The 20,516-nt window shown below is 59.1% G+C and carries 20 protein-coding genes, 1 tRNA gene and 1 pseudogene; 16 read left to right on the top strand and 6 right to left on the bottom strand.

What is annotated here, in order from left to right; all coding sequences use genetic code 11:
• Positions 1-104 precede the first annotated feature (104 nt).
• Both BUC08_RS24390 and BUC08_RS18625 read right to left on the bottom strand, forming a co-directional pair.
• Positions 105-314 carry a hypothetical protein gene (locus BUC08_RS24390; protein WP_143186782.1) on the bottom strand — a complete coding sequence of 70 codons (210 nt, stop codon included), beginning with the start codon at positions 312-314 and terminating at the stop codon, positions 105-107.
• Between the two features lie 575 nt (positions 315-889).
• Positions 890-1,891 carry an AraC family transcriptional regulator gene (locus BUC08_RS18625; RefSeq protein WP_203219094.1) on the bottom strand — a complete coding sequence of 334 codons (1,002 nt, stop codon included), beginning with the start codon at positions 1,889-1,891 and terminating at the stop codon, positions 890-892.
• Positions 1,892-1,947: 56 nt separating this feature from the next.
• Between BUC08_RS18625 and BUC08_RS18620 the strand changes: the two genes are divergently transcribed.
• Together BUC08_RS18620 and BUC08_RS24210 are read left to right on the top strand one after the other, a co-directional pair.
• Complete coding sequence (locus BUC08_RS18620) at positions 1,948-3,159, top strand: MFS transporter (protein WP_051694562.1); 1,212 nt, start codon at positions 1,948-1,950, stop codon at positions 3,157-3,159.
• Between the two features lie 119 nt (positions 3,160-3,278).
• Positions 3,279-4,036, top strand: a protein-coding gene (locus BUC08_RS24210) for an IS5 family transposase (protein WP_143186781.1) whose coding sequence is annotated in 2 segments (ribosomal slippage) — positions 3,279-3,615 and positions 3,615-4,036 — 759 coding nt in all. Because the reading frame shifts where the segments join, the coding sequence is not laid out codon by codon here.
• Positions 4,037-4,063: 27 nt separating this feature from the next.
• On the opposite strand, the gene BUC08_RS18605 is transcribed toward BUC08_RS24210, so the two are convergent.
• Positions 4,064-4,693: a TetR/AcrR family transcriptional regulator gene (locus tag BUC08_RS18605; protein ID WP_037928280.1), complete on the bottom strand. Its 630-nt coding sequence runs from the start codon at positions 4,691-4,693 to the stop codon at positions 4,064-4,066.
• Positions 4,694-4,773: 80 nt separating this feature from the next.
• Between BUC08_RS18605 and BUC08_RS18600 the strand changes: the two genes are divergently transcribed.
• Together BUC08_RS18600 and BUC08_RS24385 are read left to right on the top strand one after the other, a co-directional pair.
• On the top strand, positions 4,774-6,147 hold the full coding sequence (locus BUC08_RS18600; protein ID WP_037928278.1) for a DHA2 family efflux MFS transporter permease subunit: 1,374 nt from the start codon (positions 4,774-4,776) through the stop codon (positions 6,145-6,147).
• A 107-nt stretch (positions 6,148-6,254) separates the two neighbouring features.
• Positions 6,255-6,335 (top strand): annotated as a pseudogene (locus BUC08_RS24385) (ATP-binding protein); the annotation flags it as partial.
• 190 nt (positions 6,336-6,525) lie between these two features.
• On the opposite strand, the gene BUC08_RS18590 reads toward BUC08_RS24385, so the two are convergent.
• Positions 6,526-7,203 (bottom strand): TetR/AcrR family transcriptional regulator, encoded by a 678-nt coding sequence (locus BUC08_RS18590; protein WP_037928275.1) that lies wholly within the window; start codon positions 7,201-7,203, stop codon positions 6,526-6,528.
• 136 nt (positions 7,204-7,339) lie between these two features.
• Between BUC08_RS18590 and BUC08_RS18585 the strand changes: the two genes are divergently transcribed.
• The 5 genes from BUC08_RS18585 to BUC08_RS18565 all read left to right on the top strand — a co-directional run bounded on the left by BUC08_RS18585 (position 7,340) and on the right by BUC08_RS18565 (position 11,983).
• Positions 7,340-8,404 carry a C4-dicarboxylate TRAP transporter substrate-binding protein gene (locus tag BUC08_RS18585; RefSeq protein WP_037928272.1) on the top strand — a complete coding sequence of 355 codons (1,065 nt, stop codon included), beginning with the start codon at positions 7,340-7,342 and terminating at the stop codon, positions 8,402-8,404.
• Positions 8,405-8,466: 62 nt separating this feature from the next.
• Positions 8,467-8,940 (top strand): TRAP transporter small permease subunit, encoded by a 474-nt coding sequence (locus tag BUC08_RS18580; protein WP_051694538.1) that lies wholly within the window; start codon positions 8,467-8,469, stop codon positions 8,938-8,940.
• A 2-nt stretch (positions 8,941-8,942) separates the two neighbouring features.
• Positions 8,943-10,244, top strand: coding sequence for a TRAP transporter large permease (locus BUC08_RS18575; protein ID WP_037928266.1), 1,302 nt, complete (start codon positions 8,943-8,945; stop codon positions 10,242-10,244).
• 13 nt (positions 10,245-10,257) lie between these two features.
• Positions 10,258-11,028 (top strand): cyclase family protein, encoded by a 771-nt coding sequence (locus BUC08_RS18570; RefSeq protein ID WP_037928261.1) that lies wholly within the window; start codon positions 10,258-10,260, stop codon positions 11,026-11,028.
• 13 nt (positions 11,029-11,041) lie between these two features.
• Positions 11,042-11,983 (top strand): fumarylacetoacetate hydrolase family protein, encoded by a 942-nt coding sequence (locus BUC08_RS18565; RefSeq protein ID WP_037928259.1) that lies wholly within the window; start codon positions 11,042-11,044, stop codon positions 11,981-11,983.
• Between the two features lie 479 nt (positions 11,984-12,462).
• On the opposite strand, the gene BUC08_RS18560 is transcribed toward BUC08_RS18565, so the two are convergent.
• Positions 12,463-13,380, bottom strand: a complete 918-nt coding sequence (locus tag BUC08_RS18560; RefSeq protein WP_037928256.1) for a LysR family transcriptional regulator — start codon at positions 13,378-13,380, stop codon at positions 12,463-12,465.
• Between the two features lie 108 nt (positions 13,381-13,488).
• Here BUC08_RS18560 and BUC08_RS18555 point away from each other — a divergent pair, with 108 nt between their 5' ends.
• The 7 genes from BUC08_RS18555 to BUC08_RS18525 all read left to right on the top strand — a co-directional run bounded on the left by BUC08_RS18555 (position 13,489) and on the right by BUC08_RS18525 (position 20,304).
• Positions 13,489-14,601 (top strand): polyamine ABC transporter substrate-binding protein, encoded by a 1,113-nt coding sequence (locus BUC08_RS18555; protein ID WP_037928252.1) that lies wholly within the window; start codon positions 13,489-13,491, stop codon positions 14,599-14,601.
• A gap of 78 nt (positions 14,602-14,679) precedes the next feature.
• Positions 14,680-15,546, top strand: a complete 867-nt coding sequence (locus BUC08_RS18550; RefSeq protein WP_037928249.1) for an ABC transporter permease — start codon at positions 14,680-14,682, stop codon at positions 15,544-15,546.
• A 1-nt stretch (position 15,547) separates the two neighbouring features.
• Positions 15,548-16,369, top strand: coding sequence for an ABC transporter permease (locus BUC08_RS18545; RefSeq protein WP_037928247.1), 822 nt, complete (start codon positions 15,548-15,550; stop codon positions 16,367-16,369).
• Positions 16,366-17,466, top strand: a complete 1,101-nt coding sequence (locus tag BUC08_RS18540; RefSeq protein WP_037928244.1) for an ABC transporter ATP-binding protein — start codon at positions 16,366-16,368, stop codon at positions 17,464-17,466. The genes BUC08_RS18545 and BUC08_RS18540 overlap by 4 nt, the downstream gene beginning before the upstream one ends.
• On the top strand, positions 17,466-18,716 hold the full coding sequence (locus tag BUC08_RS18535) for an amidase family protein (protein WP_073194361.1): 1,251 nt from the start codon (positions 17,466-17,468) through the stop codon (positions 18,714-18,716). The genes BUC08_RS18540 and BUC08_RS18535 overlap by 1 nt, the downstream gene beginning before the upstream one ends.
• Positions 18,713-19,612, top strand: coding sequence for a polysaccharide deacetylase family protein (locus BUC08_RS18530; RefSeq protein ID WP_037932107.1), 900 nt, complete (start codon positions 18,713-18,715; stop codon positions 19,610-19,612). The genes BUC08_RS18535 and BUC08_RS18530 overlap by 4 nt, the downstream gene beginning before the upstream one ends.
• Positions 19,609-20,304, top strand: coding sequence for a DUF1989 domain-containing protein (locus BUC08_RS18525; protein ID WP_037932104.1), 696 nt, complete (start codon positions 19,609-19,611; stop codon positions 20,302-20,304). Before BUC08_RS18530 ends, BUC08_RS18525 begins: the two co-directional genes overlap by 4 nt.
• A gap of 118 nt (positions 20,305-20,422) precedes the next feature.
• Here BUC08_RS18525 and BUC08_RS18520 read toward each other — a convergent pair.
• Positions 20,423-20,499: transfer RNA gene (locus BUC08_RS18520), tRNA-Met, on the bottom strand.
• Between the last annotated feature and the right edge of the window lie 17 nt (positions 20,500-20,516).

Genomic DNA, 20,516 nt, shown 5'->3' with positions numbered 1-20,516 from the left:
TCTGAAACATGATAAACTCATGAAAAGTGAGCAGAATTGTTGATATCAGTGATTTCATGGCGTTTCAGAAAACAGGGGCAATTTCTCGCAGGATTCAACAGTCATCACCGTTCCACCTTTTCACGTAGGTTGCGCAACATGATTTCCTCGGTGCAGGTCAGCGAGACCCCGCTTCTGCTGCGCTCCTGATACCAGGATACATCCTGCTGGCTCATACATGGATGGTTTCTTGTTCGCCCGTCATTGAACGAAGCTGTAAGCACGAGCATGCCTCCGAATATGAGCACTGCTCCTGCCGAAATAAGCGCATTCATGGCAGCATCCTCTTCTGGATTTCTCTCATCTCTAAATTGGTGCGCCGCCACACTTCATTCAAACGAATAATTATTGTACTTTCCATCACAATAATTGATGCGCCTGAAGGATAGGAAGAAGTGCAATAAAAGCTGGATATTGAGTTGCTGAAATCCTAATCGCAAACTCCGCAACGTGGCGCTCTGCGACGGCGGACGGGAGCGCCCGCCGGACTAATACGCCGTTAGCGGGCTGATGAAGCGCCTTGAAGAGATTGTCGATCACACCCGGTTCGACAAGCAGGGCTGCTGGGCCGTCCTCGCACCACAGGGCGAGAGTCTGCTCCTCACGCAGGCCGGATCTTGAAATTGAAGGACGAGGCGCCGGCAACACGCAATGCCAGAGCTCGCGAAATGATATGATGCTCTACCGGCAATCCAACGCGACGCCATATTTCGATAGGATTGAGCGTCCGCGCATTGCCATTGACAGTAACCAATTCAAATCTCGCGCAAACTGCTAGGACACTCCAAAAGGTTCAAAGGGCATCGAGCACTTCTATGTGTCAGTCACATTCGGTATTTTAAGAAATTGATCAGCTGGTGCTTTGCTGTCTCGCACTTCGCCTGTGTGCGGCGGGGGACGTGCCGATCACACGTTTGAATGCGCGGGTGAACGCCGCTTGCGAGGAATAGCCAAGGCGAAAAGCAACGGACATCACCGAATTGCCCTCTTGTTCCAGCAACTGTGCAGCGACACGCATTCGTAGATCCGTCAGATAGCGCAACGGGCTGACGCCCAGCACATCGACAAAGCGATCAGAAAACATCGAACGCGACGCACCCATCAAACCCGCCATCGTTGCAACGTCCCAGTCCCTCCCGGGATCTCGGTGCAACTCAACCAATACCCTTGCAAGTCGCGGGTCGCGCAGTGCGGTGATCACGCCAGAGGCGTTATCGCAGCCGCATTCAACCCAGCCCCGAATGATCAGAGCTGCAATGACATCCGCCAGACGCGCGAGGATACCCGCCGATCCCGGCCGATTCCACTGCATCTCAATCTCCATCGCAGCAAGGATTGCATGCATTTCCGGTTGGCTATCTAGAAGAGCGCCCACTGACATCGCCTCAGGCATCAACGCCACCAACGGATGCACCGTGGCGAGATCCAACTCCATAGCGCCAGTCAGGATCGTTGTATCGGTGCTGCGACATACGGCATCGTCACAGTCACGGATCTCGCTGAACGCCTGGCAAACTGGTTCGGGCGTAAAGCGGTCGAAATCGCGCGCCGCGACGCGCGGCCCTGACAGTATCTGATGGGGATGCCCACGCGGGATCAGAACGGCATCACCCGCAGACATGATGCGCGGCGCGACATCAGGCAAAAGCAGCAGCGCCTTCCCTTGGCCGATGAAGTGAAATCGCGCGTCGTCACTGGCGGTGAAATCCACCCCAAAGGGCGGTGTAAGCCGCAGTCGCCAATAGTTCGCACCACGCAAGCGCATGCCAAGAAGCACCTCGCTCACGGCATCGTGTGATTCATGCATTTCGGCGTTTGGATCAAACATGTTGGAGAAACTGGCACAGTTCATCCGATATTTCCAGCTATATCTCTGTCCAACCAACAGACAACGCCATGGAGCGCCCTATGCCATCAGATACATTCGCGACAAATGTTCAGCCAGACATATCAGACAAAAATCAAACGCGTCCCGCTTGGGGCGCCGTCTTTTCAATGTCACTTGGTGTTTTTTCGCTGGTGACGGCAGAGTTCCTTCCCGCCAGTCTTTTGACGCCGCTCGCCGAGGGGCTGAACATCAGTAAGGGGGCCGCTGGACAGGCCGTAACCGTAACCGCGCTTGTGGCGCTTTTGACCAGCCTGTTCATTTCAGTTGCAATACGCGGCATTGATCGCAAATGGATTTTGATGGGTTTTTCGGTTCTGCTGATTATTTCCAACCTGACTGTCGCAACCGCGCCGGGTATTCTTACATTGCTGTTCGGGCGTGTTTTAATTGGGATTGCTTTGGGCGGTTTCTGGAGCTTGTCGATCGCCACATTGATGCGATTGGTGCCAGAGCGTGACATCCCACGTGCCATATCAATCATGTTCTTGGGGGTCTCTGCGGCGACTGTTTTTGCGGTGCCGGTTGGCAGCTATCTTGGGGCCATGATTGGCTGGCGGGGCGTTTTTGTTGCGGCCACCGGACTTGCCGTGCTGGCCCTTTTGGTCCAGATGCTGACGCTTCCGTCTTTGCCAGCGCAGGGCAAAGCACGCATGACGATCCTGTTCGAGGTTCTGCGCCGTCCGGGCATTGGCATCGGGATGATCGCAGTGCTGATGGTGTTCGCCGGCCACTTCACATTCTTCACTTATATCCGACCGTTTCTGGAAACCGTAACAGGCGTGGGCGTTGACGGCGTAACTGCAATCCTTTTTGGCTTTGGACTTGCCAATTTTCTCGGAACTTACCTGATTGCCTTTGTCATTCAGCGGTCGCTGCGGCTTGCGCTGATCATGATGCCGTCGGTCATGGCGGGGCTTGCACTCATTCTGACCCTCTTTGGCGGCGTCACGGCGGTTGATGCGCTGTTGATTGCGGTATGGGGTCTCGTCATTGCGGGGGTACCCGTGTCATGGTCCACATGGATCACTCGCGCGATGCCGGACCAAGCCGAGGCAGGCGGTGGGCTCATCGTTGCCGCCATCAACTTTGCGATCGCGGCAGGAGCAGGATTGGGTGGTGGGCTACTGGAAATCTCTGGGCCGCGCGGTGTGTTCCTGATCAGTGGGCTTATCCTCGTCGCGGCGGTCATAACGATCATTCTTAAGATCAAGCCGCTGGGTAACGACGAATGATCAACGCTTGAACCAAGCCTCCACTGTGGGAAATATGCAAACCTAGGTTCCAGACCCGTTAATCGGCTTGAGGCTGTCAGGTCTGGAAGATTCAAGTTCCTTCGAACTGAGGGGTACTAGTGAGCAATCTTTACTGGCTGAGCGAAGAGCAAATGGCACGGCTTCTTCCGTATTTCCCAAAGAGCCACGGCGTGCCACGCGTGGATGACAGACGCGTACTCGGCAGAATTATGTTCCTCAATCGCAAGGTGTTTCGGTGGTGCGATGCGCCCAAGGAATACGAGCCAGCAAAGACCCTCTACAACCGGTGGAAGCGATGGAGCGACATGGGCGTTTTCGCCAGGATGACGACGGGACTGGCGGCAGAGGCGCCTGACAAGAAGACGATATCAATCGATGCAACCTACCTCAAAGCACACCGCACGGCGTCCAGCTTACGGTTAAAGGAGGGAGGCGTGGCAGGCTGATAGGGCGGAGGAAAGGCGGGATAAAAACGAAGCTACTTGCTGTCACTGACGTCAAAGGGCGCCCGATCCGGTTCTTCACGACTCCCGGTCAAGTGAGCGATTATACCGGGGCCAGAGCCGTGGCGGGCAGCTTGCCATCGGCGGATCGGTTGCCGGACGACCGGAGCTATGATGCAAACTGGTTCCGCGAGGCCTTGATAGACCAGGGAATAAGGCCCTGTATTCCCGGATGGAAGCCGCGCGACAAACCCGTCAAGCATGACAAGCGCCGCTACAAAAGGCGCAACCGGATCGGAATCATGCTCGGTCGTCTGAAGGACTGGCGTAGGATATCCACCCGATACGGCCATTGTCCCAAGGTATTCCTATCTGCAATAGCTCTCGCGGCAACCGTCCTGTTTTGGCTATAAGTAAACAAGTCTAGAGCCTAGAAAAAATCAGCGCAGAACCCTAGGATCAGGCCCCCTTGGCGCTCTCAGCCGATCAAGGTGAGAGATGAGAAGTTTCAATGCGACATCTCCGCTTTTTAACCCGATCATTACGGCGGTGCCGAGGCCATGGATTAGCCCAATCAAAACGACGGCCTCGCTATCGACGTCGAGTTCGGCATCAAATTCACCAAGCGACTGACCTTGCTTCAATAATGACGCTACGCGTCGAAGCAATCGATGGGGACCTTCAACGATCATGCGGTTCGGAATTTCCGGGTCCGTCTCACCGAGAACTGCATAAGCCGTCCAAAGAAGATGAAATTCGCGGCCCTGTTTATCTGTGGGCAAAGCTTCTACGAACAAAGCTCTCAAGGTTTCCATGACGGTAGATGCTTCCGGCAAACCGCCGACACGTTTCTCCCAGCGTTCGCTGCTCAGCTTTTCCAGCATCGCGAGGCCCGACTGCTTCAGTCCAGCCTTGGTCTTGAAGTAATACTGCACGAGACGAAGCGAGATCCCCGCTTCAGCAGCGACAGAGCGCATGGAGACAGCGTGCAACCCGTCTCGTACGACCAAGGTGACGAATGCGCCCAAGATCATTGATCGGCGCTCATCGTGGTCAACAGTCTTTGGCATGCAGGGGTCCTTGGTTCCTGTGTTTTTCATGGTACACTTGTATCATAAAAATCTAATTGAGTCTTCTGGTGCCGTAAAAAATGTCGTCAGCTCCGCCCACCATTTCGTCTCGTCTCTGGATTGTCGCCGCAGTCACGGGGTGCGGCGCGTTCATAGCGATGCTCGATTCCACTGTCGCCAATCTCGCAATCGACGCAATCAGAAGAGAATTTGGAGCGTCATTGGAGGACGCGCAGTGGGTCGCTACCAGCTATCTGGTCGCACTTGCGCTATCACTTCCGCTGTCCGCATGGCTCGCACGCAGATTTGGATCGCGCCGCGTTTGGGTCGCTGCTCTCCTTACGTTCGTGGCTGCGTCAGTATGGTGTGCGTTGTCGCGCGACATGGCGACACTAACCGTCGCCCGATGCCTGCAGGGGCTGTCTGCCGGTTTAATGGTGCCGACTGGACAGGCGATTCTCAGCGAGGCCGCCAGTCGTCAACAACTCGGCCGATTGATGGGAACTGTAGGTTTTGCAGTTGCACTTGGTCCCGCGCTTGGTCCGGGGCTTGGCGGGGTGTTGATTGACGGCCTGTCTTGGCGCTGGTTGTTTTGGATCAACGTCCCGATAGGGATCGGCGCGGCGGTTGCCGCCAAATATGTGCTTCCACTGCGCGAAGCATCAAGCGCAGACCGGCTCGACACCACCGGGCTGATATTGGTTGGGCTGGGCCTTCCGCTCGTGTTGTTCGGTAGCGCCGAAATCGGCGCATCGGGCCTTACTCTCTCATCGACCTCTTCGCTGGTAGCCGGATTGGCCCTTATCATTGCGTTCGTTATACATGCACGCCGTTCACAAGCACCGCTAATCGACATTCGACTATTCCGGCGAGCGGGCTTTGCCGCAGCCGTATGCACCGCGGGTCTTACCGGTGCAGCCATGTATGGCGGCCTCCTTCTTATACCGTTATTTCTGCTAGACAGTTTGAACCTATCGGCGACCGATGCTGGCCTGATGTTGTTCATGATGGGTATGGGAGCGGCAGTCGTCTTGCCAGTTGCTGGCAACGTGACAGACCGCTATGGCGCTCTCGCGGTCAGTTTGATCGGCAGCGCCATTTTGTTGCTGAGCACAACAGCCTTCCTTTGGCCTTCGGTGCTGTCACTTGCATGGGCGCCACTGCTGTTTGCTCGTGGAGGCGGGTTGGCATTGGCTCAAATGCCTTCGATGACAGCGGCTTACCTGGCTGTTGGGAAGAACGAGATCGGCGATGCAGCTACAATTGTCAACATCGCACAGCGCATTGGTGGCGCTCTGGGCGCCATCACAACTGTCGTCGTTCTCGAGAAAACCGCTAATGCTGACAACCAGTTAGCATATCGATGGGGTTTTGCTCTCTTAGTCACCTTCGCCGCCGGATCAATGGTCACGTCGATGCTACTGAAACGACCATTGTCACAATCCGACAGGTGATGGGCGTGGAGTGGTCGTTTCGCACGCGGGACAGATTGCCCATCCGGTGCGCAGACATCGTCAGGCCTGCGCATTCTTCTCGTGTCGCCAATCTAACGCATCTACGAGCGCCACTCGATCGACTTACCCACCACTGCGACGTCGTCGAAACCGGCAACGAGAGCTGGCGTTTCAAGACTCGCGAATGACCAAAACCCGCTGACCCGATAGGACTTCGCTGTATCGGACCAGCGACCCGAACGTATCCACCGGGGGTATTTTTGCATGCCGATAGGGGCTCAAATTTGCGCGCCGATTGACAGATCAGGATGCAAACCGAACCTGGCCTTGGCTCTATCGTCACCCCTTGCTCCTGCCCGAAAGAAAAACGTCCTCGCTTCAGTGCGCGGCCAGCGCCTGTTCGATACCCCCGGTGCAAAAGTCCACGAGAGTAGAACGGTAATCGAGCGCGCTTTCGCTGGCGGGTTCGCCTGACAGTCCAGCAATCCTGACGCGACTGGCAACGATCGACAGCATTGACGCGACCGTCAGCGTCAAAACAGTTGCAACTGCCTTGGCCGAAGCATTTGGGTGGATGCGCCTGATTTCCGCGATGTAATCCCGCGCGACCGGATCATAGAGATCACGCACCTGCATATAATACTGATCGTCAGACACAATCCGCGCGATCAGCTGCGCATAGGCGCGCCACTGCGGGTCTCCGCGCGATGCGATCTCTAGATAGGGGGTCAGATAGGCGTCGACCAAGTCCCTGATGGTAATTCCCCCCCGGCCTTGCAGGGCGTTGAGCGCATCGGTGCGCAATGCATTCAGTGTGGCGGTGCGTCGGGCAAGAACGGTGCCAAACAGAAGCTCTTTCGATCCGCCATGAAAGCTGACAACGCCCAATGTCACCTCGGCCTCGCGGGCGATCTGTCGAATCGTGACAGCGGCAAACCCGTGGGCGGCAAAGCAGCGTTCGGCAGCATCCAGAACGCGGTCTTTGGTCGCTTCTCCACGCGCGAGTCTTCCGTCTGTATTGCCGGAAGGCTCTTTGTGATCAGGCGCTTGAGGCACTTGGCATGTCTCCTGTTTGGGCTCGTGTCGCGAAAACAGAAACCACGGATTGACTTTTTATACGGACGTTCAGATAGTTTGTCCTGAGGGCAGAATGCCGGAGGTGAGGCTCCGGCGCAACTGGGAGGAAACTATGATGAGACTGAATACGATTCTGGCCAGCACTTCATTGGCTGTCGCCATGTCGCTGGCCCCTGTGCTGCACGCCGAAGAACTGGACGTGACGGCGGTGGCCGGGCATCCGCCGGTGTTCTTGTGGGTGAAAACCCTGTCGGAATCTTATATCCCGGCGGTGGATGCTGCACTGGAAGGCACCGATTTTTCCGTTAATTGGACCGAAGCCTATGGCGGCACCCTGGCCAAGGTCGGAGGTGAGCGTGAGGCGATGGAAGACGGCCTGGCGCAGGTCGGCATCGTGTCGTCGCTGTTCGAGCCGTCGTTGCTGAGCCTGCAAAACGTCACCTATGTTACACCTTTCGGTTCGCCCGACGTTGACCTGGTTCTGTCCACTGTTGACGGAATGCACGATGAAATCCCCGCCATGCGCAAGCTTTGGGAGGATCTTGATCTAGAGTACCTTGGCGGTGGTTTCGGACTGGAAGACTATCTGCTGATGACAACATTTCCCGTCACAAGCCTGGATGATCTTCAGGGGCGCAAGATCAACGCGCCCGGACCTGCGGTAAACTGGCTGAAGGATACGGGTGCAGTTGGAGTTTCGGGGAACCTTACGACCTATTACAACGACATCCAGTCCGGTGTCGCAGAGGGTGTTATCGTGTTCCCAACGGCGGCAGCGGCAGCCAAATTGCACGAAGTTGCCCCCTATGTGACGCGTGTGCATTTCGGTGCGCAGTTTGCTGGCGGCATCGTGGCGCAGAAAAGCTGGTTTGACGAACAGGATCCGGTGGTTCAGGCAGCCTTGCGTGACAGCGCCGATGTGTTTGCCGCAGACTATCGTTCGGGGCTGGAAACCCGTGTGGCCGGTGCATTCAAGGCAATGGAAGAAGGTGGAGCGCAGATCAGCGAATTGTCCGAAGAACAGCGTATTGCATGGGCGGACACCCTGCCGAATATCGCTATGGATTGGGCAAGAGATCTAGACAGCAAAGGATTGCCCGGCACAGAGGTTCTGACGACCTATATCGACCACCTCAAGGCTGCGGGCGTTTCGCTGCCGCGTGACTGGTCTGTTGAATGACACACGATGCAACATCAAGGGATAAGGCGCGCGGGCGCCTTGTCCGGACTGCGGACGCCGTCATGGGCACCGCCAACGTGATCGCGACCCTGTGGATACTCGGATTAATGGTTCTGATCGTCTGCGACATCCTTGGGCGCGAAACATTGGGCCGCCCAATCGCTGGGGTGCCCGAGATGGTGAAATATTCGATCGTCGGCATTGTTTTCCTTCAAATCGCCCACACCCACCGCAAAGGCGAGATGATACGCTCTGACGGAGTGTTGGGCGTGGCGCGCCGTCGCTGGCCCTCAGTTGGCCTGGTGATGGACCTTGTCGCACAACTTTGCGGTGCAGCTTTTGCCGCGACGCTCGCATGGGCGGTCTGGCCAAAGGCAGTACGCGCCTATGAACGCGGCGAAATGGAAGGCGTGCAGGGGCATTTCACACTGCCGGTCTGGCCCTTTCTGTCGCTGATCGTCCTGGGCTCCGTACTGCTGGCGCTGTCTTTTTTACTGACGGCCCTTGCAACATTAAATGAAAAGCGGGGCGTCTAGACATGGACCCGATTATCGTTGGGTATCTTTCGCTGGGTGCGATTGCCCTGGCCATTTACGCAGGTATTCATGTTGCCATCGCCCTGGCGGGCGTGTCTCTTTTTGGTGTCTGGGCCATCACGGGAAAGCTGTCGCTGGCGATGAATTTCGTGGCGCTTGCTGCAACAGACAGCATTGCAGATTACACATTCGGTGTTGTGCCGCTGTTTGTGCTGATGGGGCTGGCCGTATCGGAAAGCGGCATGGGACGTGACACCTTTGCCGTCATCTCGCGCGGGTTGCGGCGCTGGCGTGGCGGGCTGGGCGTGGCGACCGTGCTGTCGAACGCCGTGTTTGCGGCCATCACCGGAATCTCAATTGCTTCGGCTGCCGTGTTTTCAAAGATTGCCGTGCCGGAAATGGTGCGCGCAGGCACCAACCGCAGCATTGCGGTGGGCGTTGTGGCGGGGTCGTCGGTTCTGGGCATGCTTATTCCGCCGTCGCTTCTGTTGATCCTGTTTGCGATCCTGACGGATTCGTCCATCGGCGATCTGTTCATCGGTGGCATCGGTCCAGGAGTTCTGCTGGCGTTTGCCTATATCGTATATCTTAGCGGGCTCGGCATTGTGCGCCCGCATCTGTTCGACGGAATCAAGGCCCCCGAAGAGGTACAGCGCACGCCGGTTTGGGCCATTCTGCCTGTGTTCGGTCTGGCCACGCTGGTTCTGGCCGGAATCTACATGGGCTTTTTCACACCAACCGAAGCCGGAGCCGTGGGCGCCGCTGCGGCACTGGCCATCGGCTTCGCCATGCGCCGGATCGGAACGACTGCGGGATGGCGGATTGCGGTGCAGACCGGCCATATCACGGCAGCTGTGTGCTTTCTGATTATCGGGGCATCCATCTACAGCCGGATGCTGGCCTATTCGGGTTTGCCCGCGTCGATTACTGAAATGGCAATAAATTCCGGCATCGGGCCAACCGGTTTTCTGCTTATGTTCGCGGGTCTTCTAGTGCTGCTGGGCACGGTGCTGGACAGCTCTTCCATCATGTTGGTCACCGTGCCTCTGGCCTTTCCCGTGACCCAGCAAATGGGCATCGACATCGTGCATTTCGGCCTGATTACCGTGCTCGCCGTTGAAGTGGGCCTGCTGACGCCGCCGCTGGGTCTGTCTGTCTTTGTGGTTCACGCCACGCTCAAAGATACCGGCATCACCCTCGGCGAAGTCTTCCGCGGTGCGGCCCCCTTCGCCCTCATCATGGCGCTGACCCTGGTCGCGCTGGTCTTCATCCCTCAAATTGCGACTGGCCTCCTGGGCCGTTGAACAAGGATACGAAATGCAACTGATTGATCTCGCCCGACCTCTGGAAAACACCGAATATGCAGATCCGCCGGGATTGGCGCCTAAAATCACATACCTTGCCCATGATGAAACCGCTGATCAGGTGCTTTCGTTCTTTCCCGGTGTCGGTCGAGACGGCCTGCCGGGGGGCGAAGGTTGGGCGGTCGAACAGGTGACGCTTTCGACACACAACGGCACGCATCTTGATGCGCCTTACCATTATCATTCCACGATGGACGGCGGCCAGCGCGCCATCACCATCGACGAGGTGCCGCTTGACTGGTGTATCGGGCACGGCGTCAAGCTGGACTTCCGGTCGATGCCTGATGGCCACGTTGTCACTGCCAAAGAAGTGGAGGCCGAATTCGACCGGATCGGCCACAACTTGCAGGCGGGCGACATCGTTCTGGTCAACACCGGAGCGGCCGCCCATTACGGCACGCCCGCTTATGTCCCCAGCGGCTGCGGCATCGGGCGCGAAGCGACAAACTGGATGACCGCGCGTGGTATGCGCGTATGCGGCACCGATGCATGGAGTTGGGACGCGCCCTTTGTGCATACAGCAAAAAAAGTCGCGGAAACCGGCGACGCCTCCCTCATTTGGGAAGGGCACCGCGCCGGCATGGACCGCGCCTATTGCCACATGGAGAAGCTTGCCAATCTCGAAACCCTGCCTGCGACGGGGTTCGAGGTGCAGTGCTTTCCGGTCAAGATCAAAGGCGCCTCGGCAGGCTGGTGCCGCCCTGTCGCGATCATCAGGGATTAAGGAGTAATTTGCTATGAAACTTGCAACATTCGATAGCGGGCAGGGTCCGCGCCTTGGGGCGCTGACAGCGTCTGGAACAGACCTGATCGATCTCACCGCCACCGGGACGGCTGCGTTGGCGAACATGCAGTCGCTGATTGATGCCGGGACGGAGGGTCTCGCTGCCGCGCGTGAAGCGCTGGATGCAGCGGGCGTTTCGGTGTCGCTGGCCGATGTGCGGCTGTTGGCACCTTTGCCATGCCCGCAACAGATCCGCGACGCATCCACCGCGCCACGTCACATCGCACATGCTCCGGTCGGCATGCGCCGCCTTGCGGCCGTCATGGCAGGCGAACCTGATCCCGGTCATGCAGAAGGTTCGGTTCCCGATATCTACAAGGCACAACCAATTTTCTACATCACCAACCGTTTCAGCGTCGCCGGACATGGCGACACGATCGTCTGGCCGGACTATTCCAGCTATATGGATTATGAACTGGAAGTCGCCGTCGTCATCGGCAAGGGCGGGCGTGACATCGCGGCTGATGATGCGTTGGGCCACATCTTCGGGTTCACCATCTTCAACGATTTTTCGGCCCGCGATACGCAACTGCGCGAGATGCAAGGCATGCTTGGCCCCGCCAAAGGTAAAAGTTTCGACGCTGGCAACGTGTTCGGCCCGTGGATCGTGACCACGGACGAGATTGCGGATTACCGAAACCTGCGCTGCGTGGCCAAGATCAACGGGCGCACGGTCACTGACAGCCGTCTGGGTGAGATGCTCCACGGGTTCGAGGACATGATCGCCTTTATCTCGAATGCTGAGACCCTGCACGCAGGCGAAATCATTGGAGGGGGCACGGTCGATGACGGTTGCGGTTTGGAGCGGTTCGAGTTTCTGGCAGACGGTGATGTTGTGGAACTCACAGTCGAGGGCATAGGTACGTTGACGAATACAGTTGTGCGCAACAGTTGAAACTAGCCTTTCACCAGAGGCCCCGCGGTCACCGATGCGGGCGGAGCCTCTGGCTGTATTTTCCTATGCCCAGCGGGGCAAAACATCTTAACCCGATCAGCATCCAATGTCTGCTTCACGTGCTGATGTTAGGCTTTTGCTAGATCGGCAGCAGCGCCAAAAAGCTTTTGATTTTCGTGTCGGATTGACCCACTTTTCAGTTGGTGCTCACCCATCTGAAACATGAAATCTCATGAAAGCCAGACGGGATTGTTGATATCGGTCGGTCACGGCGTTTCAGAAGCAGGATCATTTCCTCGTAGAATTCAACAGATCCCCCTCATGGAATCATCCTGCGCACAAACCTGCCGGGCAGTGGACAGCGCAGCCTGCATCACCAAAAACAAGCAGCGTAATCAATCACACAACCGAACCAGAGCCTCCAATGTTCAAGCCGTTCTGATGTCCTATTTCATGTGGCGACGGATAGGCGATCCAGTTCATTCAGACTCTTTACGAGTGTGGTTGCGAACAGGGTTAATATTCCGGTCAGTTTCGCGTGCATAAACTTGCAGCCAGTTCACAAAAACCTTTGTTGCAAGCTTGGCCCGAGAGGCATGATTGACAGCGACATAGTACTCGAAACCGTCAATAGGCGACACTGATAGGCTTTGGTGGGTCCCTGCAGCAAGCCGATCCGCCGCAAGGATGTTACTGCACAACAACAGTCCCAAGCCCTGATCCAATGCTTCGAAGGCCGAAGATTCATCGCTACAGTTCAAGACGCTCGCCACCTCGAAACTCTGCGTGGCGTCATTCGCCCAACGCGCCCAAACCGGTCCATTCAAATCCTTGTTGTTCCAATTGAAGCCAATCACCGGATAGGTGCCAGAACCCTGTTCGACAACATCCTTGCGACCGATTGGTGTATAGGTATCCGCGAACAGAATGTTGTCCGTTGCACCCCTGGGACACCGACCGTACCGGATCGCCACGTCCAGCCGGTCGGTTGACAGGTCCCGCACCGCATCGTCGGTGATAAGCTCGACTTGGATCTTGGGATTTTCGACCAGAAAATGCGACAGCCGGGGCAGCAACCAGTTGTCGGCAAAGGCCCGCGTTGTGGTGACCCGCAAGACGTTCTGTTCAATGTCCACATTGAGAACCGAAAAAGCATCGGCCAACAGGTCGAAACCGTCGCGCAGTTTCGGAAACATTTCCGCGCCCGCAGGGGTCAATGCGATGTCGCGCGGATTTCGCACAATCAATTTGAAGCCCAGATAGCTTTCCAGATGGCGGATCTGATGACTGACGGCTGTCGTGGTCACACCCAGTTCGTCCGCGGCGGCGGAAAAGCTGAGGCAGCGCGCAACCGCCTCGAAGGCGCGGATCGAATTCAGGGGCGGAAGCCGTCGCATCCTTTGTCCTTCATGAAGTTTTTCTCAAGCCCCCCTGAGATAAACGAATTTGTCCCGAAAGGTGCGTTTGGCAGAGGGTGGCAGCCACAAAACAGGGAGAAAAACGATATGTCAAATTTTCAATTCTCACGACGTGCGCTGCTGAAAAACGGGCTGACTGCGGGCGCGGTTCTGGCCGCCCCTTCGGTTGTGCGGGCCCAAGAGGTGCGCGAGTTGACCATGCTGACATGGGCAGGCCACGCCGATCCCGAGGTCGTCGGCCCGTTTGAGCAGGCACATAATGTCCGTATCCGCGCCAAGGAATATGTCGGCGGTGACCAGATGCTGGCGCAATTTGCCCAATCTCCGGTTGGCACCTACGACGTTATTCTGGCCGACGCCGAATATGTCTCGCAGCTGTATCAGGCCGATTACATCGAGCAACTGGACCCGGCGGATTACCCGTTTGATGATTTCTTTCCCGAGTTCCAGAAGTTCGAAGGCCATTGGTACGACGACAGGCTTTACGCGGTGTTCCTGCGCTTTGGCTTTCTTGGGCTATCGCACAATCTGGACGCGATCAGCGTATCAGAGGCGCGGAACTACAAGGCGATGTGGCAGGAAAACCTCCGCGGTAAGGTCGGGCAATTCGACTGGCATCTGCCCAACTTTGGCACAATGAGTCTGATCGAGGGCAATGCGGCCCCCTTTGATCTGGATGCCGGCGCCTGGCAGCAGGTGCAGGATGCGGCGTTGACGCTGCGGCCCCAGGTGCGGGGGTTCTATGACTACGGCGGCACGCTGTCTGCCCTGCGCTCGGGCGAGGTGGCGGCGATACCGGGAATTGGCGACTGGATCACCGGCGTCTTGCAGCGTGACGGGGCCAATGTTGCCACCACCATTCCCGAACAGGGCGGTCTGCAATGGACCGAATCCTTGTCAATCGGCAAAGGGTCTCGCAATCAGGATCTGGCCAAGGAATTCATCCGCTACATGATGAGCCCGCGCGGCCAGGTGGCGACAGCCACGCTCAAGGCATATCCCGCGATGGTGCCGACGCGGGCGGGCTGGGCGATGCTGAACGAGACCAACCCGAATGAGGCCGCGCGCCAAAACATGAACCTGGCCGGGGCCAACGCGCTCGATGAAATCCGCGCCGGGCGCATTCAGCTGCGACGCCTCCCCGTCCAGCAATCGCTGGAAAGCTGGAACGACGCCTGGGTGCGCTACAAAAACGCCTGAGCCGTGCCGCCAAGGGTCCGTCCCCGCACCGCCACTGACAGGCGCGGGACGGGCCGCCCTTCTTTCAAAGGAAATCCGATGTCTGTCTTATCCGCAAAGCTGGGATTGCGCCGGCGTGGGTGGTTTGCCCTTTGGGCCGCCCCGCTGCCGGTCTGGTTCGCGCTGTTCTTTCTGGGTCCGATGCTGCTGCTGATCGCCATGTCGTTCTGGTCGGTGCAGAACTACCGCCTGACTCCCGACTTTTCGCTGTCGGCCTGGACTTATGTGCTGTCGCTCGATTTTCTGTGGTCCACCTTCTGGCGCAGCTACGGGCTGTCCCTGCTCAGCGCTGTTCTGGTGTCGCTGCTGGCCTTTCCGGCCTCTTACGCGATGGCCTTTCTGATCTCGCCTGCCAGAAGGCTGACCTTTCTGGGGCTCGCCCTGGCACCGTTTTTCACCAGCTATCTGGTCAGGATCTATTCGCTGCAGGTATTTCTGGGCGAAGGCGGTGTGCTGCCGCAATTGTTCCACAGCGTCGGCCTGTCCGGGGCCAGCCTGCTGAACAGCTATACCGCGCTGTTTCTGGGCCACGCGACCCTGACCCTGCCGGTGGTGCTGGTGCTGCAAACGCTGGCACTGGGCAATGTCGACCGTACCGAGATGTCGGCGGCGGTCAATCTGGGCGCGCGTCCGTTGCAGGTCTTGCGGCACATCATCCTGCCCGCCGCCCGTCCGGGTCTGACCCTTGGCGTGCTGTTTGCCTTTTTGCTGAGCTATGCCGAATTCGTCAGCGCCACTTATCTGGGCGGCGGTGTCTTCCAGACCCTGCCGATCCTGCTGACCGACCTGATCCGGGGCGGGCAACAATGGCCCCGCGCGGCGGTGGTATCGCTGCTGATGATGGCGGTGCTGCTGCTGACATCGCTGGTCACCGTGGCCTGGGCCTATCGCCAGAAAGGAAACTGAGATGAACACCCATCTGAAACACGCGCTGCCCGCATGGGTCTGGTTCACAGGGCTGATGCTGGTCTTTGTGATCCTCTATGCGCCGATCCAGTCTGCGTTAGTCTTTTCCTTCAGCGCCGACAGATTTCCCAGCCTCGACATCACGCGGTTCAGCACGAAATGGTACGCCCAGGTCTTTGCAGATGCCCGTGTGCTGGAGGCTTTGAAAAACAGTCTGACCATCGCGCTGAGCACGGCGCTGGTTGCCACCACGCTGGGCTTTGCTGCCCCCTATGCCGACTTCCGGTTCCGGTTCTTCGGACAGCGCATGGTGCTGGCTCTGGCACTGCTGCCGCCGACGGTGCCGATTGTGGTGCTGAGCCTTGCCATGCTGGCGTTCTTTTCGCGGGTCGGGCTGTCGGGCACGGTGGGGGCGATCATCGTGGCCCATGTGGTTGTCGCCACGCCTTTTGCAATGGCGATCTGCCGTCTGCGGCTGGAACAATTGCCGCAGGAGTATGAGACCGCCGCGCAAAACCTGGGCGCGACGCCGGGGCAGGCCCTGCGCCTGATCGTGCTGCCGCATGCGGCACCTGCCATCGGGGCGGCGGCGCTGATCACCTTTGCCGTGTCGCTGGATGAATATGCCATCGCCTGGTTTGTCGGCGGGTTGGAACAGACCGTTCCCGTCACGGTGCTGAACACATTGCAAGGACAGGTCGACCCGACCATCCATGTGATCGGCACGCTGGCCTTTGCCGCGACGCTCAGCCTGGTCTTTGCCGCGCAGCTGTTGCTGTTGCGCAGCACGAAATCCCACAAAAACAAGGAGGTGTCGCCATGACCCAACCGCTTCTGGAATTGCACAACCTGAACAAATCCTACGGCACCTTCGCGGCCGTCAAGGACATCGACCTGAGTGTGGATGCGGGCGAGTTTCTTGCCATCATGGGCCCCTCGGGCTGCGGCAAGACGACGACATTGCGCATGATGGCGGGGCTGGAGGAGCCGACGCGTGGCGATATCCGGCTGGAGGGTCAGCAGATCAACGACCTGCCGGTCTGGCAGCGCGAGACGCCGCTGGTCTGGCAGAATCTGGCGCTGTTTCCCTATATGACCGTGCGGGAAAACGTCGAATTCGGCCTGCGCATGAAGAAGGTGCCTGCCCCCGAACGGCAACGGCGCTGTGCCGAATGGCTGGACCGGCTGGGCATTGCGGGGTTTGCCGACCGCAATGTGGCCAAGTTGTCCGGCGGGCAGCGGCAGCGTGTGGCGCTGGCGCGCTCACTGGTGTTGCAGCCCAAGGTGCTGCTGCTGGATGAGCCGCTGTCGGCGCTGGATGCGCATATGTCGATCCGCATGCAGGGCGAGCTGAAGCGGTTGCAGCGCGAGCTGGGCATCACCTTTGTCTATGTGACCCACAGCCATTCAGAGGCCTTTTCGCTGGCTGACCGCGTGGTGATCATGAACGCGGGCCGGATCGAGCAATTGGGCACCCCGCAGGACATCTTCCTGCGGCCCCGCTCGCGGTTCGTTGCGCAGTTTGTCGGCGGTATCAGCCTTTTCAGCGGCATGCTGAAAACCACCAAAGAGGGCAAGATCGGGATCGACAGCGCGGATGGGTTGCTGCAGATCGCGGACCCGGCCAGCGCGCAGAGTGGCACCAGATGCGACCTCGCGGTGCGCGCCGACCGGATCAATGTGACCACCCAGCCCGGTTGGGGCACCAACGAGGTGCCCTGCACCCTGATGTCGGAAGAATTTGCGGGGGCCGTCGTCAACCTGCATCTGGAAACGGCGGCAGGCACCGGGATTGTCGCCCAGCTTCAGCAGCGCGATCTTGAGCGGCTGTCGGCACGGGCGGGGCAGCAGGTCTATGCCTCATGGCACCCCGAGGACGGGGTGCTGCTGGGGGCCCCTGCGTTGAAGGCGGTGGCGTGATGGCCCTGCCGGTTGACCGGGCGCTGGCGGCGGCGCGGGCTGCGCCCGATGTCTTTCTGACGGTCACCGGGGAACGCGCAAGGCGCGAGGCCGACCGCCTCGCAGCACCAAGCCGGCAAGGGGCGCTCTATGGGGCCACGGTGTCATGGAAGGACATGATCGCACTGGCAGGTGTCGTGACCACGGCGGGGTCGAAAACCCGCCTGAACACACCCGCCGCATCCGAAGACGCCGAGGTTGTGCGCCGTGCGGCGGCGGCGGGGTTGATCACCATCGGCACCACGAACCTGTCGGAATTCGCCTTCTCCGGCATCGGCCAGAACCCGCATTTCGGCACTCCCCTGATCGCGGGGCGGGTGCCGGGCGGGTCCTCTTCCGGGGCGGCGGCATCGGTGGCGCGTGGCTTGGTGCGGCTGGCAGTAGGGACCGATACTGCCGGGTCCTGCCGCGTTCCGGCAGCGTTTCACGGGCTATTCGGCTTTCGCCCCACGCGCGGGCGGTATCCGATGACAGGCGTGCTGCCGCTGGCGCCGGATTATGACACCGTTGGGCTGATGACCTGCACTGCCCGTGATCTGCTTGATCTGGATGCGGTGCTGAGTGCCGAGACGGATGAACCCGAAAGCGCGCCGCAGATATGGCTGGACCAATTTGCGACGGCGCAGGCCACATCGGAAGTTGCCGCTGCGGTTCGCAATGCCGTGGAAACCGCGCGCGGCCAGGGGTTTGCCATGGCACAAAAGCCGCGAAGCCTGCTGTCGGATGCGATGGAGCTGATTGCCCACCACGGCTGGCCCGGTGGGGCCGATGCCGCAGCACTTTACCACGACCTGCGCCGGTCCGAGGCCTTTGCGCTGGTTGACCCGTTGGTGGCCGCGCGGCTGCAGAGGGCGGCGCGGCTGGCACCTGACGAAATGGCAAGGCTCCGCGTCAGCGCGGCAAATCTGCGCAGACTCTGGCCCGCCCCCGATACCCTCATCGCCCTGCCAACCGTGCCTTTTGGCGCGCCATTTGCTGAACCCTTGCTGTCCGATCCCGAAACCTATGCGCGCATTAATCAACAGGTGCTGAGCCTGACCATGCCCGCCAGCCTGCTGGACCTGCCCGCTGTCACGCTGCCTGTCGGGCAGAGCGCTGTGGGGCAGTGGATCGGCTTGCAACTGGTCGGCGCGCCCCATTGTGACCGTGCGCTGTTGATGGCCGCCTGCAGGCTGGAACGCGCCCTAGGCTTGAAAGGACTTTGCCCATGATCCGCAACCCGATCCCCTGGCCCAATGGCGCGCGCTGCGCCTGTGCCATCACCTTTGACGTCGATGCCGACAGCCTGATCCACATCGCGCGCCCGACCGACAGTCACCGGCGGTTGTACCCCATCAGCATGGGCCGCTATGGCCCCAACGCCGGGGTGCCGCGGATTCTGGAAACCTATCGCAGGCTGGGATTGAAACAGTCGTTTTTCATGCCCGGCTGGGTGATGGAAACCTATCCCGAAACCGTCGAGGCGATTCTGAAAGACGGCCATGAAATCGGGCTGCATGGCTATCTGCACGAGGACCCTGCAGAGATGTCCGATGCCGAGCAGAGCTATTGGTTCGAACGCGCGCTTGATGTTCACAAATGCGCCACCGGCCAGAGCCCGCGCGGCTACCGCGCGCCAGTCTACAACGTCACGCCAAAGGTGATCGACCTGGCCATCGCCCATGGGATGACCTATGATTCATCCATGATGGCCGACGACCTGCCCTATGTCCTGTCCGCGGCCAAAGGGGATCTGATCGAAGTCCCCGTCCACTGGGGCAGCGACGACTGGCCCCCCTTCGCCCATTATGCCGAGATCGGCTATATGATGCCTGTGATGAGCCCCGAGCAGGGGCTGGAAGCCTCCTTTGCCGAGTTCGAGGCGCAATATGAAGCGGGTGGATTGTGGGTCGGGATCTGGCACCCGTTCCTGACCGGGCGGCTGGCGCGCTGGCGTGTGGTCGAACGCTGGCTGGAACGTGTTCTGTCCCGCCCCGATGTCTGGTTCGCCCCTCTGGAAGACATTGCCGCACATGTACTGCAGTTGCGCGACAGCGGTGCTTGGATACCGCATGTGGAACCGGCAGCGCCCTATCCCTCGGCCGTCTTTCAAGGAGTATCAAGATGAGCGATTTCTCCCTTCCCTTTGACCCCGCCCGCCCCGATGGCAGCAACCCTTCGGCCATTGAAACTCTGGGTGATCTGGGTCGGCCGCATCTGGACACTGCCTATGATGTGCCCGCACGTCAGGGCCGTGCCGTCCGCGTGGAACGCGGGCAGATGCTGACCGTTACCAACACCCACGGCAGTCAGGTGGCGGATTTCTGGGCCTTCAGCGCCGCCGACCCCGGCGAGCATCTGTCGATGGAACATATGCGCCCGAACCTGCGCAAACTCTGCCCTTCTGCCGGTGATGCGCTGGTGACCAACCGCAGGCGGGCGATCCTGACCCTGGCCTCTGACAGTTCCGAGGGGGTGCATGACACGCTTGTCGCCTCCTGCGACATTCACCGGTATCACGAGTTGGGCCATCAGGGGTATCATGACAATTGCACCGACAATCTGCGCATGGCAATGGCGGCGATTGGCGTGACCTTGCCGCAGGTGCCCTGCCCGTTCAACCTGTGGATGAATACGCCCGCCCGCGCAGGGGGCGAGATGGTCTGGCTGCCGCCGGTTTCGCGGGCCGGTGACGCGGTGATGTTCCGGGCTGAGATGGACCTGATCGCCGTGGTCTCCGCCTGTCCGATGGATCTGTTGCCGATCAATGGCGCAGATGCGGTGCCGCGCAGCCTGTCGCTGACCGTCTCAGCTGCCTGATTCAGCTTAGCTGTCTGAGTTTACCTGTGTTGCTTCCAGAGTGCTTCCAGTTGGCGCACGGCAACGCAAAAGCCCCGCGTGAAGCGAGGCGTAAGGTGTTGTAATCTATGCTGGAATTTGGTTGCGGGAGTAGGATTTGAACCTACGACCTTCAGGTTATGAGCCTGACGAGCTACCGGGCTGCTCCATCCCGCGCCAGATGGTTTTTGGTG

Source organism: Pseudosulfitobacter pseudonitzschiae (genome assembly GCF_900129395.1).
Taxonomy (GTDB): Bacteria; Pseudomonadota; Alphaproteobacteria; order Rhodobacterales; family Rhodobacteraceae; genus Pseudosulfitobacter; species Pseudosulfitobacter pseudonitzschiae.
This window is presented reverse-complemented; position numbering and strand designations above follow the sequence as displayed.

Coding starts and splice junctions, on each gene's coding strand:
- BUC08_RS18540 (WP_037928244.1), top strand. CDS start 16,366: ATGACCCAACCGCTTCTGGAATTGCACAACCTGAACAAATCCTACGGC.
- BUC08_RS18535 (WP_073194361.1), top strand. CDS start 17,466: ATGGCCCTGCCGGTTGACCGGGCGCTGGCGGCGGCGCGGGCTGCGCCC.
- BUC08_RS18565 (WP_037928259.1), top strand. CDS start 11,042: ATGAAACTTGCAACATTCGATAGCGGGCAGGGTCCGCGCCTTGGGGCG.
- BUC08_RS18560 (WP_037928256.1), bottom strand. CDS start 13,380: ATGCGACGGCTTCCGCCCCTGAATTCGATCCGCGCCTTCGAGGCGGTT.
- BUC08_RS24390 (WP_143186782.1), bottom strand. CDS start 314: ATGAATGCGCTTATTTCGGCAGGAGCAGTGCTCATATTCGGAGGCATG.
- BUC08_RS18625 (WP_203219094.1), bottom strand. CDS start 1,891: ATGAACTGTGCCAGTTTCTCCAACATGTTTGATCCAAACGCCGAAATG.
- BUC08_RS18570 (WP_037928261.1), top strand. CDS start 10,258: ATGCAACTGATTGATCTCGCCCGACCTCTGGAAAACACCGAATATGCA.
- BUC08_RS18555 (WP_037928252.1), top strand. CDS start 13,489: ATGTCAAATTTTCAATTCTCACGACGTGCGCTGCTGAAAAACGGGCTG.
- BUC08_RS18550 (WP_037928249.1), top strand. CDS start 14,680: ATGTCTGTCTTATCCGCAAAGCTGGGATTGCGCCGGCGTGGGTGGTTT.
- BUC08_RS18600 (WP_037928278.1), top strand. CDS start 4,774: ATGTCGTCAGCTCCGCCCACCATTTCGTCTCGTCTCTGGATTGTCGCC.
- BUC08_RS18545 (WP_037928247.1), top strand. CDS start 15,548: ATGAACACCCATCTGAAACACGCGCTGCCCGCATGGGTCTGGTTCACA.
- BUC08_RS18605 (WP_037928280.1), bottom strand. CDS start 4,693: ATGCCAAAGACTGTTGACCACGATGAGCGCCGATCAATGATCTTGGGC.
- BUC08_RS18580 (WP_051694538.1), top strand. CDS start 8,467: ATGGGCACCGCCAACGTGATCGCGACCCTGTGGATACTCGGATTAATG.
- BUC08_RS18530 (WP_037932107.1), top strand. CDS start 18,713: ATGATCCGCAACCCGATCCCCTGGCCCAATGGCGCGCGCTGCGCCTGT.
- BUC08_RS18620 (WP_051694562.1), top strand. CDS start 1,948: ATGCCATCAGATACATTCGCGACAAATGTTCAGCCAGACATATCAGAC.
- BUC08_RS18575 (WP_037928266.1), top strand. CDS start 8,943: ATGGACCCGATTATCGTTGGGTATCTTTCGCTGGGTGCGATTGCCCTG.
- BUC08_RS18585 (WP_037928272.1), top strand. CDS start 7,340: ATGAGACTGAATACGATTCTGGCCAGCACTTCATTGGCTGTCGCCATG.
- BUC08_RS18525 (WP_037932104.1), top strand. CDS start 19,609: ATGAGCGATTTCTCCCTTCCCTTTGACCCCGCCCGCCCCGATGGCAGC.